This is a genomic window from Janthinobacterium sp. GW823-FHT03B06 (assembly GCF_058796955.1).
Window position 1 is genome coordinate 107,460 of the sequence record NZ_JBXAJE010000001.1, and the last position, 10,819, is coordinate 118,278.

9 protein-coding genes are annotated in these 10,819 nt (G+C 68.3%); 3 read left to right on the forward strand and 6 right to left on the reverse strand.

Annotation, left to right across the window (positions count from 1 at the left end; all coding sequences use genetic code 11):
- Positions 1–98 precede the first annotated feature (98 nt).
- Complete coding sequence (locus AC1RBA_RS00520; RefSeq protein WP_492415994.1) at positions 99–950, reverse strand: class I SAM-dependent methyltransferase; 852 nt, start codon at positions 948–950, stop codon at positions 99–101.
- A 151-nt stretch (positions 951–1,101) separates the two neighbouring features.
- Here AC1RBA_RS00520 and AC1RBA_RS00525 point away from each other — a divergent pair, with 151 nt between their 5' ends.
- A complete protein-coding gene (locus AC1RBA_RS00525; RefSeq protein WP_492415996.1) occupies positions 1,102–1,521 on the forward strand; it encodes a DUF2177 family protein in 420 nt (139 codons plus the stop codon).
- On the opposite strand, the gene AC1RBA_RS00530 is transcribed toward AC1RBA_RS00525, so the two are convergent.
- From AC1RBA_RS00530 to AC1RBA_RS00540, 3 genes are all read right to left on the reverse strand, one after another.
- Positions 1,502–2,452, reverse strand: coding sequence for a PP2C family protein-serine/threonine phosphatase (locus AC1RBA_RS00530; RefSeq protein ID WP_492402699.1), 951 nt, complete (start codon positions 2,450–2,452; stop codon positions 1,502–1,504). The genes AC1RBA_RS00525 and AC1RBA_RS00530 overlap by 20 nt on opposite strands.
- A 143-nt stretch (positions 2,453–2,595) precedes the next feature.
- On the reverse strand, positions 2,596–2,994 hold the full coding sequence (locus AC1RBA_RS00535; protein WP_409028391.1) for a glycine zipper 2TM domain-containing protein: 399 nt from the start codon (positions 2,992–2,994) through the stop codon (positions 2,596–2,598).
- A gap of 168 nt (positions 2,995–3,162) precedes the next feature.
- The gene (locus AC1RBA_RS00540) at positions 3,163–3,693 is read right to left on the reverse strand and encodes a GNAT family N-acetyltransferase (protein WP_070224661.1); all 531 of its coding nucleotides are present in this window, start codon (positions 3,691–3,693) and stop codon (positions 3,163–3,165) included.
- Positions 3,694–3,868: 175 nt separating this feature from the next.
- Between AC1RBA_RS00540 and AC1RBA_RS00545 the strand changes: the two genes are divergently transcribed.
- Together AC1RBA_RS00545 and AC1RBA_RS00550 are read left to right on the forward strand one after the other, a co-directional pair.
- Positions 3,869–5,317: a M20/M25/M40 family metallo-hydrolase gene (locus AC1RBA_RS00545; RefSeq protein WP_121669886.1), complete on the forward strand. Its 1,449-nt coding sequence runs from the start codon at positions 3,869–3,871 to the stop codon at positions 5,315–5,317.
- 6 nt (positions 5,318–5,323) lie between these two features.
- The gene (locus AC1RBA_RS00550; RefSeq protein ID WP_070224663.1) at positions 5,324–6,229 is read left to right on the forward strand and encodes a LysR family transcriptional regulator; all 906 of its coding nucleotides are present in this window, start codon (positions 5,324–5,326) and stop codon (positions 6,227–6,229) included.
- Here the strand turns inward: AC1RBA_RS00550 and AC1RBA_RS00555 are convergent.
- Both AC1RBA_RS00555 and AC1RBA_RS00560 read right to left on the reverse strand, forming a co-directional pair.
- Positions 6,216–7,679 (reverse strand): efflux transporter outer membrane subunit, encoded by a 1,464-nt coding sequence (locus tag AC1RBA_RS00555; RefSeq protein WP_492415999.1) that lies wholly within the window; start codon positions 7,677–7,679, stop codon positions 6,216–6,218. The genes AC1RBA_RS00550 and AC1RBA_RS00555 overlap by 14 nt on opposite strands.
- Positions 7,676–10,816: an efflux RND transporter permease subunit gene (locus AC1RBA_RS00560; RefSeq protein ID WP_492416001.1), complete on the reverse strand. Its 3,141-nt coding sequence runs from the start codon at positions 10,814–10,816 to the stop codon at positions 7,676–7,678. Before AC1RBA_RS00560 ends, AC1RBA_RS00555 begins: the two co-directional genes overlap by 4 nt.
- Between the last annotated feature and the right edge of the window lie 3 nt (positions 10,817–10,819).

Genomic DNA, 10,819 nt, shown 5'->3' on the forward strand with positions numbered 1-10,819 from the left:
GGTCACACCTTGCCATACATGTCATGGAAACTATTGCTCAAAAACACATTTTATGTCTTTCCAGATATGTTATTTTGATATCGCCAGTCCAGCTGCGTTCAGCTGCGCTGTTTGCTGACGATGACTTCCAGATACTCGCCCGGCACCACCAGCGAGTGAGTGCCCGCTGTATTCAGGCGTTCGAGCAGGGCGAACAGCTCCTGCTCCAGCGCCTCGGCGCCAGGTGCGTCCAGCGCGGCAAAGGCCTTGTGGACGGGGCCGTAATAATCGCGGAAGACCTGCACCCAGTGGTGAGCGGAGGCGTAGCGGAAATTGAAGACCTTGCGCTGGCTGTGCACCTGCTCTGCCGCCTGGCCGAACAGGTCGCGCACATACGCTTCCTCGCCCCAGCGGGCCGGCGACACCACGCCCGCCGGGGGCGGCACATATTTGCCGATGGTCTTGAAGAGTTGCCCGATAAAGCCGTCCGGGGTCCAGTTGGCCATGCCGATGCGTCCGCCGGGACGCAGCACGCGCAGCATTTCGCTGGCCGCGCGCCGGTGGTCGGGCGTGAACATGACGCCGAAGGTCGACAGGGCTGCGTCGAAACTGGCATCGGCGAAGGGCAGGGCTTCGGCGTCGGCCACGCGGAAGGTCACGGCCAGCCCTTCCGCCTCGGCGCGCGCGCGCCCCTTGTCCAGCAGCGCCGGCACATAATCGGTGGAGACGACGCGGGCAAAGCGGCGCGCCGCCGCCAGGGTGGCGTTGCCGTTGCCGGCGGCGATGTCGATGACGTCTTCGTGGGCGCGGATATCGGCAGCCTCGGCCAGCGACTCGCCGACCGGCTGCAGGGTCACGCCGATGACGGCGAAGTCGCCGCTGGCCCAGCCTGCTTGCTGGCGCTGCTTGATGGCGGCGTAGTCGGGCGCGCCGGCGGCGCCGGCCTGCGGTGTAGGAAGGGTGTTGCTCATGGCATGCTCCTGTGACGTTGGAGAGATCCTTTCGTCAGACCGCGCGCCATGGGCATGGTTCATTTATACAGGCTGTCGTGAGCGTGGCGGCATTTTGCATTATGCTGGCGCAACTGTTGCCCTCAACGCCGCCTGACGCCGAAAGATGACCATGCCTGCCCAACGTCCGTTCCAGCTTGCCATTGCCTATGGCGCCGCCTTGTGCGTATTTCTGGCCATCGACGCCCTGTGGCTGGCGGTGCTGATGAAACCCGTGTACGCCGCGGCGCTGGGGCCGCTATTGGCGGACACGCCCCGCTGGGCGCCGGCCGTGTTGTTTTATCTGCTGTACGTGGCCGGACTGCTGGTCTTTGCCATCCTGCCCGGCTTGCGGGCGCGCCGCGGACGCACGGCGGCGGCGCTGGGCGCGCTGTTGGGGCTGCTTGCCTACGGCACCTATGATTTGAGCAACTATGCGACCTTGCGCGACTGGCCGCTGGCCTTGACGGCGATCGACATGGCCTGGGGCACCGTGCTGTCGGCCGTGTCGGCCACGGCCGGCTACCTGGCCGCTAGCCGCCTGGGACGGTGAATGCCGCATCGAAGCGCAGCGCCACCACGGTAATGTTATCGCTATACAAGCCTTTTGGCGGATGCAAGAGGAAGTCGTCGAACAGGTCGCTGACGGCCTGAGCCGCAGTCTTGCCGGCACACAAGGCGGGCCAGCGGGCGGTGAGGGCGAGCGGATCCTCGCAGGCCCAGAAACCGTCGCTGGCCAACAGATAGTGGGCGCCGGGACGCACGCGCAGCACGCGGCGGTCGCCCAGGTGCGCGAGGAAGGGCGGCAAGGTGGCCGCATCGAGGCCGCGCAAGGGCTTGTCGAGCTGCAAGCTGTCGCTGATGGCGTTGCCTAAAATGAAGGCCTGCGAGATTTGCGGATGGTGCTCGCCGTGCACGGCGGCGCGCCAGCGCGTCTCGTCGAGCGCGCCGCGCATGGCGTACACGGTGGCCGGCACGTGGTCGACGGTGAGGATGCTGGCAACCCCGTCGGCAATTTCATACAGGCGCGAATCGCCCACGTGATACAGCAGCGGGGCTTCGCCGGGCGGCACTTCCAGCAAGGTCAGGGTGGTGCCCGGCGGGCGCGCCTGGGCGGGCGCCGTCCTGGCGAAGGTATCCTGCAAGCGCGTGTGCAACTGGTCGAGTTTGGCTGCCAGGCTGGCCGTGTCGAGGCAGGCGGGTACGGCAAGCAAGCCTTGCACGGCCGCTTCCGCCGCTTCGCGCCCATGGCCGTGGCCGCCCATGCCGTCGAGCACGGCGGCACGCACGTGGCCGCGCGGCCAGCCCGGCACCTGGCAGTGGAACGGCGCCTGCCGCGACAGGCAGACGGCGTGGCCGCTGGCATCGATCAGCAGGAAGTTGTCCTGGTTCTCGCGCCGGGGCATCGGGCCGGCGCCCACGCTGGTGCCGGCGGCGGCATCGAGCCAGGGGCCAAAGTCGAGCGCGTCTTTAATTAAATGCATCGGTTGGTGCGGTCCAGGCGGCCAGCAATGTTGATCGTAGGACACAGCTTAGCCGAAATCGTGCGGGGGCGATACCTTGCCTGTTTCGCAAAAAAACCTGCGGCAGCAGGCTGGCGCAGGTTTTATGTGGTGGCGGGTGTCGCTTAACGGCGATGGCCCCAGCCGTGGCCGTGACCGTGGCCACGGTCATAGTAGTCGTAGCGGCCATGGTCGCGGTAGTAGCCGCGGCCCGGTTGCACGTAGACGACAGCCGGCGGGCCGTAGTAGCGCGGTGGCGGCGCGTAGTACACGGGCTGCGGCGCGGGGGCGTAGTACACCGGTTGCGGCGCAGGCGCGTAATAGGTTTCGCGGTAGCCGCCGCGATAGCCGCCACGGTCGTAGTAGCGGTCATTCGTGCTGATGCTGTTGCCGACTGCGGCGCCCAGCACGCCACCGACGATCGCACCATTGCGTCCGCCGGTGCTGTTGCCAATGGCCGCCCCGACAACGGCGCCTGCAACGGTATTGAAGTCGCGGTCACCGGCGACTGCGGCCGAAGACACAGCCACTGCCGCTACCATTACCGCACCCAGGAGTTTCTTGTTCAACATGGCATTTCCTTCCATTCCGGCGAGATCACAATGATCTGCATGAACTGGACTATATCTGCTGCCGCAAGCTTGTTCCACGTCTAATACAACTTATTACAATCGGGGCGGGGCGGTAACAAGTCAGCGCCGGCGCGCCTGCCATTCTGGACGAAGCAGGCTGTACATTTTGGCGTCGCGCATCACGCCGTTGATAAAGAAAGCCTGGCGTATCAAGCCTTCCTGGGTAAAGCCGTTCTTTTGCGCGATGCGCTCGGAGCCGATGTTCAGCGGGTCCATCAGCAGCTCGAGCCGGTGATACGGATAGGCGCTGAACAGGTAATCGACCACCAGGCGCGTCGCTTCGCTGATGTAGCCGCGCCCGTCCCGCTGCCGGTCGAACAGGCGGTAACCGATTTCGCGCGAGGCTGGCGTGCGGCTCTTGAAGTGCGTGATCGTGCCGATGATGTGCTGTGAGTGATCTTCGATGAGGAACAATTCGCTGTCTTCGGTGACAAAGCCCGATTGCAGGAAGTCGCGCCGCATGGCCTCGGGCGACTTGAATTGCATGGAGAAAAACTCGCCGCGCGAGGGCAGGTCGTTGACGAGGGAAATATAGGTATTCAGGTCGGCAGCCTGCAAATGCCGGATGGTGCAGAGGGTTCCCTTGAGCATGTCGGTTTCCGGTAGCGATCACGAATCTTCATGGTAATCGACTCTGGGGGCAAGAGGCAATCGGTCCCGTAAAAGTTGCTGCAATGACAGAACAAATACGCTATCGTAGACAGCCGCGCCTTGCCCATGGCCACGGCGTACCCGCTTCGACCTCGTTGACTGGAACTGACATCACATGCAAATCATCCTGACTGGCGCGCCATTGCGCCGTTCCGTTTTATCCATCGCCCTTGGCTGCATCGTCAGCGCCGGCGCCTTTGCCGCCGCACCGGGCAATACGCCGCAAGCGCTGGCGCAGGTGCGCGACACGGCGCTGCAAAGCGACTGGGCCTACGCCCGCCTGGCCGACATGACGGATTTGATCGGCCCGCGCCTGTCCGGCTCCGCAGGCGCGGCCGCCGCCGTGCAGCAGGTGGCCGACGCCATGCGCCAGCTGGGCGCCACCGTCACCCTGCAGCCCGTGAAAGTGCCGCACTGGGTGCGCGGCGTGGAAACGGCGGAAATCGTCGACTATGCGGGCCGTCCGCAGGGTGTCTCGCAGCGCGTGGTGCTCACGGCCCTGGGCGGCTCGGGCGCCACTGCGGCCGCCGGCCTGACGGCACCCGTGATCATCGTCAAGAGCCTGGACGAACTCAAGGCGCGCGCGCCGGAAGTGAAGGGCGCCATCGTGCTGATCGACACGCCGTTCGACCAGGAGATGGCCGAGCGGGGCCTGGCCGGCGTTACCTACGGCCAGGGTTCGCGCGCGCGCTTCCTCGGGCCGAAGGCGGCGGCCGACCTGGGCGCGGTCGCCGCGCTGGTGCGCTCGGTGGGCGGCGCGAACTTCCGCATCCCGCACGCGGGCGCCACGGGCCTCGATGACAACAAGCGCATTCCGGCCGCCGCCGTCACCGTGGAAGACGCCTTGCTGATCGGCCGCCTGGCCGCGCGCGGGCCCTTGAAAATGCACCTGACCCTGACGCCGCAAAATCTGCCGGAAGCGGACAGCTACAACGTGATCGCCGACTGGCCCGGCACGGACAAGGCCGGCGAGGTGGTGGTGGTCTCGGGCCACCTCGATTCCTGGGATCTGGCGACGGGCGCGCACGACGACGGTGCCGGCGTCGTGGCGGCCATGGGCGTGGTGGAAACCTTGAAGAAGCTCGACTACCGCCCGCGCCGCACCATCCGCGTGATCGCCTGGATGAACGAGGAAAACGGCGGCCGTGGCGGCCAGGCCTACTTCGAGGCCCACAAGCAGGCGCTCGGCAAACAATACGCGGCCATCGAGATGGACAGCGGCGCCGGCCGCCCGTTCGGCATCCTCGCCAGCGTGGGGCCGAAGTCGGAAAAACTGTTCGCACCGCTGCGCGCTGCCTTGCTGCCGATGGGCGCGCACGCGTTCACGCGCCGCGATGCGCTGGGCACGGGCGACCTGCACCGGCTGGAAACGGGCGGTGTGCCCAGCTTCGAGCCGCTCGTCGACAGCCACAGCTACTTCCACTACCACCACACGCCGGCCGACACGCTGGACAAGGTCGACCCGGATAACCTCAAGCGCAACGTGGCGCTGATGGCGTCGCTGGCGTGGTTCCTGGCCAATATCGACGGCGAGATCGGCCGCGCGCCGGAGCAGGGCGAGTAAGCGCCAATGTCGCTACCCGATCTGAACCTGTTGATCACCCTCGATGTCCTGCTGGCCGAAGGCAGCGTCACGCGCGCGGCGCGGCGCTTGCGTCTGAGTCCATCGGCCATGAGCCGCGCCCTGGCGCGCCTGCGCGAGACGACCGGCGATCCGCTGCTGGTGCGCGCCGGGCGTGAACTGGTGCCCACGCCGCGCGCGTTGGAGCTGCGCGAACGGGTGGGCCGCCTGCTGGGCGAGGCGCTGGCCGTGCTGGGACCGGTGCAAGCGCTCGATCCGCGCCAGCTGGCGCAGACGTTCACGCTGCGTGCGAGTGACGGCTTCGTGGAAAATTTCGGCCCGGCCCTGCTCGCGCATATCGGCGCGCAGGCGCCTGGCGTGCGCCTGCGCTTCGTGCAAAAGCTCGACCGCGAAAGCGTGCAGCTGCGCGAGGGCAGCATCGACCTGGAAACGGGCGTGATCGGCAGTCTCACCAGCCCGGAAGTGCGCACGCGCAGGCTGTTCGGCGACCGTTTCGTGGGTGTGGTGCGCAGCGGCCATGCGCTGGCGCAAGGAGCGATCAGCGCCGAGCGCTATGCGGCCGGCCAGCACGTGCTGGTGGCGCGGCGCGACCAGGATACGGGACCGATGGACGACGCGCTGGCCGCGCTGGGATTGCAGCGCACGATCGCCAGCATCGTCGGCGGCTTTACGGCGGCGCTGGCGCTGGCCGCCGGCTCCGACCTGATCGCCACCGTGCCGGAACGGCATACGGGCAATCTGCGTGCCGGCATGTTCAGCTTTGCGCTGCCGCTGGGCATGCCGGACCTGACCGTGTCGCTGATGTGGCATCCGCGCATGGATGCCGACCCCGCCCACCGCTGGCTGCGCGGCTGCGTGGTCGACGCCTGCGCGGCCCGGATCAGCGCCGGCTGATGGCGCCGGCAGCGGCCTGCTGCACGGGCCCGTCGAAGCCGCCGGCCATGGCAGTATAGCCGCGCGCCGTGGCGATGGCCACGTCGCGGTGCGCCGTCACCAGCTGCTCCTGCGCGGCCAGCGCAATGCGTTCCGCTTCGAGCACGCCGAGCAGGCTTTCTGCGCCTTCCTGATAGCGCACGCGCGCCAGGCGCGCGCTTTCCTGCGCCAGCCGGTGCGCCTCGCGCAGTTCCGCTTGGCGGTTGCGCAATTGCACCCATTGCGCGATGGCGCTGTCGGTTTCCTCCAGCGCCAGCGCCAGCGCCTTGTCGAAGCCGGCCTGCGCGGCCTGCACCTCGGCCCCGGCCGCGCGGGCGCGGGCGCGGCGCGTGCCGCCATCGAACAGCGGCAGGGAAAACGCGGCGCCCGCATGCCAGCGCGCCGCATCGCCGCCATTCCAGTCGCCGGCCACGCCGGAGGCGCCAAACAGCGCGCCCAGGCTGATGCGCGGGAAGCGTTCGGCGATGGCGGCGCCTTCGCGCGCGCTGGCCGCTGCCAGCGCCCGTTCGGCCGCGCGCACGTCGGGCCGGCGCAGCAGCAGGTGAGCCGGCTCATCCGTCAACAAGGTTTGCGGCAGCGTCAGCGGCATCGGCTGGTCGAGCGCCGCCAGTTCCGGCGCATCGAGACGCTGTCCGGTGAGCGTCGCCAGCCGGTTGCGCGCCAGGCGTTCTTCGGCGTTCAGGCTGGGCAGGCGGGCACTGGCCAGGCGCATCTGCGCCTCGGCGCGCATGCGCTCGGCCGGCGCGGCACGGCCGGCGCTTTCGCGCTCGCGCACCAGTTGCAGGGTGCCGGACTGGTTCGACAGCTGCTCCTGCAGGCTGGCGCGCATCTGCTGCGCGCCGCGCAGCACCAGGTAGGCGTCCACCACCTGCGCCAGGATCAGGCGCCGCACATCGTCGCGCACGGCGGCGCGTTCGTCCGCCGATGCCTCGGCAGCGGTGATGCTGTGGCGCACGCGGCCGAACAGGTCGAGCTCCCAGCTGAAGACGGCGCTCCACTGCAACGGCGAGGCGATGTGCGGCTGGCCGCCGCGGCTCTCGATCGCCGCCAGGCGCGCGCGTCCGGCCTGGGCGTCGAGATCCACCGCCGGCAGGCGGGCGCCGCGCGCGGCCTGCGCGAACTCGCGGGCGCTGACCAGGCGCGCGGCGGCGATGCGCACGTCGTAGTTGTCTTGCCAGGCGCGTTGCACCAGCTGCGCCAGCCTGGCATCGCCCAGTGCTTGCCACCACAGCGCCGGCGGCGCCCCGGCCTGCAGTTCCGGGTCGCCAGCCGAGGGCAGGACCGGCAGCTGCGCCGGCTCGAGCGCCCGCGTTGCCGTGGGCGTGCCGGCACTGCAGCCGGCCAGGGCCAGCATGGCCGCCGCCAGCAGCGGCGCGGCGCGGCGCGTGTTCAAGTGTGTCATGCGGCTCATGCGGCCTCTCCCAGCGCGACCGTGTGCGTGGCTGGCGCCGCGCGGCGCCTGCTCAGCAAAGTGAAAAACAAGGGTGTAAACAACAGGCCCGACAAGGTCACGCCCAGCATGCCGGCGAAGACGGCCGTGCCCATCGACTGGCGCATTTCCGCGCCCGCACCGGAAGACAGCATCAGCGGTATCGCACCCAGCAGGAAAGCCAGCGACGTCATCAGGATGGGACGCAAGCGCGTGCGGGCGGCGGCGATGGCCGCTGCGCGCGCATCGGCGCCGGCCGCCATCGCCTGGCGCGCGAATTCGACGATCAGGATGGCGTTCTTGGCGGCCAGGCCGATCAGCACCACGATGCTGATCTGCGTCAGCACGTTGTTGTCCAGGCCGCGCCACGACACGCCGATCAGCGTGGCCAGCACGCAGCTGGGCACGATCAGCACGACGGACAGGGGCAGCAGCCAGCTTTCAAACAGGGCCGCCAGCAGCAGATACACCAGCAGAACGGCCAGTCCCAGCACCATGCCGGTGCTGGCGCCCGCGTGTTTTTCCTGCAGCGCCAGTTCCGTCCACTCGTAGTCGAAGCCGGCCGGCAGGCGCGCCTTGAGCAGTTCTTCCATCGCGGCGATGGTCTGCCCCGTCGAGTAGCCGGGCCTGGTGCTGCCCTGGATTTCGGCGGCAGGATACAGGTTGTAGTGCGGCACGCGGAACGGCGCCGTTCCTTCGCTGAAGGTGGCCACGCTGCCCAGCGGGACCATGTCGCCGCTGGCGGCGCGCGTCTTGAGTGCGGCCAGGTCGGCCACGCTGCGCCGGTAGGGCGCGTCCGCCTGTGCGGTGACGCGCCAGACCCGGCCCATCAGGTTCATGTCGTTGACAAACACGGGTGCCAGGTAGCTTTGCAGGGTCTCGTTGATGCGCAGCGGCGGCACGCCCAGGTATTCGGCCCTGGTGCTGTCCAGTTCAACCTTGATCTGCGGGCTCATGGCGTTGAACGGCGTGAAGGCGCCCGTCACCGAGGGCAGCCTGGCCGCTTCCTCGGCGATGCCGCGCGCGGCCACCTGCAAGGCTTGCGGTCCCAGGCCGCCCGTGTCGCGCAGCATCAGCTTGAAGCCGCCGCCGGTGCCGATGCCGCGCACGGAAGGCGGCGGTATGACCATCACGCGCGCCGCGCTGATGGGCGCCAGCTTGCCGCGCAGGGCGCCCAGCATGGCCGGCCCGTCCAGGCCACTGCTGGCGCGCGCGCCGAAGTCCTTGAACATGGTGAAGATGACGGCCGTGTTGGGCGCCGACGTAAACGTGGCGCCGTCGGTGCCGACGAAGGCGGCCGTGTGGGCCACGCCGGGGTGGCTCATCAGGCGTGCCGTGACGTCCTGCACCACTGCGCTGGTGCGCGCCAGGGTCGAGCCGGCCGGCAGCTGGATCGAGACGATGGCATAGCCGCGGTCCAGCTGCGGCACGAAGCCGCGTGGCGTCGCGTCCAGGCGCCACAGTGTCAGACCCGCCAGCACGAGGTACACGGGCAGCATCAGCCAGCGCCGTGAGAGGATGCGCCCGGTCAGTTGCACGTAGCCGCCCGTCAGGCGGGAAAAGCCGCGGTTGAAGATGGCCATCCAGCGCGCGCCCAGGCTGTTGGCATCGTGCTGCGGCTTGAGCAGCAGCGCGGCCAGGGCCGGCGACAGCGTCAGCGAGACCAGTGCCGAGATCACGGTGGAGGTGGCGATGGTGACGGCGAACTGGCGGTAGAACATGCCGGAGATGCCATCGATGAAGGCCGTTGGCACGAACACGGCCACCAGCACCAGCGCGATGGCGACCAGCGCGAAGCCCACCTCGTTCATGCTGCGCTGCGCCGCGGCGACGGGGCTCATGCCGCCCTCCATGTGGCGCTCGACGTTTTCCACTACCACGATGGCGTCATCGACGACGATGCCGATCGCCAGCACCAGGCCGAACAGCGACAGCGTATTGAGGGAATAGCCCATCGCGGCCAGCACCGTGAAGGTGCCGACCAGGGACACGGGAATGGCCAGGATGGGAATGATGGCGGCGCGCCACGAGCCGAGGAACAGCAGCATGGCCAGGCACACCAGCAGTGCCGCCTCGAAGATGGTGTCGCGCACCTTGTCGATCGAGGAACGGATGAATTCGGTCGGATTGTAATAGGCATGGTAGGCGACGTCCTGCGGGAAATCGGCTTCCATTTTGGCCAGCAGCGCCAGCACGCGGTCGCCGGTGGCCAGCGCGTTCGAGCCGGGCAGCAGGCTGATGCTCAGCGCGATGGCCGTGCGGTTGTCGACGAAGCCGCTTTCCGCGTAATCCTGCGCGCCCATCTCGACGCGCGCCACGTCGCGCAGGCGTACCACGCCGCCCTTGGCATGGGCGGCGACGATGATGGCCTCGAATTCGGCCACGTCGCGCAAGCGGCTTTGCGCCTGCACCTGCACCTGGTAGGCGCCATCGCTGCCGCCGGGCGGCTGGTTCAATACCCCGGCGGCGACCTGCGAGTTGGCTTGCCGTACCGCCGCTATCACTTCCGGCGCGCTCAGGCCCAGCGAGGCCACGCGCGCCGGATCGAGCCAGATGCGCATCGAGAAGTCGCGCGCGCCGCGCGTGTAGATGTCGCCGACGCCTTCGATGCGGGCCAGCTGGTCCTTGACGGCGGTGCCGATGAAGTTGGAGATGTACTGCTGGTCGCGCGTGCCTTTCGGCGAATCGAACAGCACTACCATCAGCTGGTCGGGCGAGGCCTTCTTGACGGCCAGACCCAGCCGGCGCACGGCGTCGGGCAGGCGCGCTTCGGCCACCGCCACGCGGTTCTGCACCAGCGACTGCGCCTGTTCGATGTTGGTGCCCGGCTTGAACACCACGCTGATGGTCAGCTTGCCGTCGCCTACCGATTGCGAGGACATGTAGAGCATGCCGTCGACGCCGTTGATTTCCTGTTCGATCGGCGCGGCGACCGTATCGGCGATTTCCTGCGCCGAGGCGCCCGGGTAGCTGGCCTTCACCGTCACCGTGGGCGGCACGATCTCGGGAAACTCCGAGATCGGCAGGCGCATGGCCGACACTGCGCCCACCAGGGTGATGAGGATCGACAGCACGATGGCGAACACGGGACGGCGGATGAAAAATTGGGAAAAACGCATGCT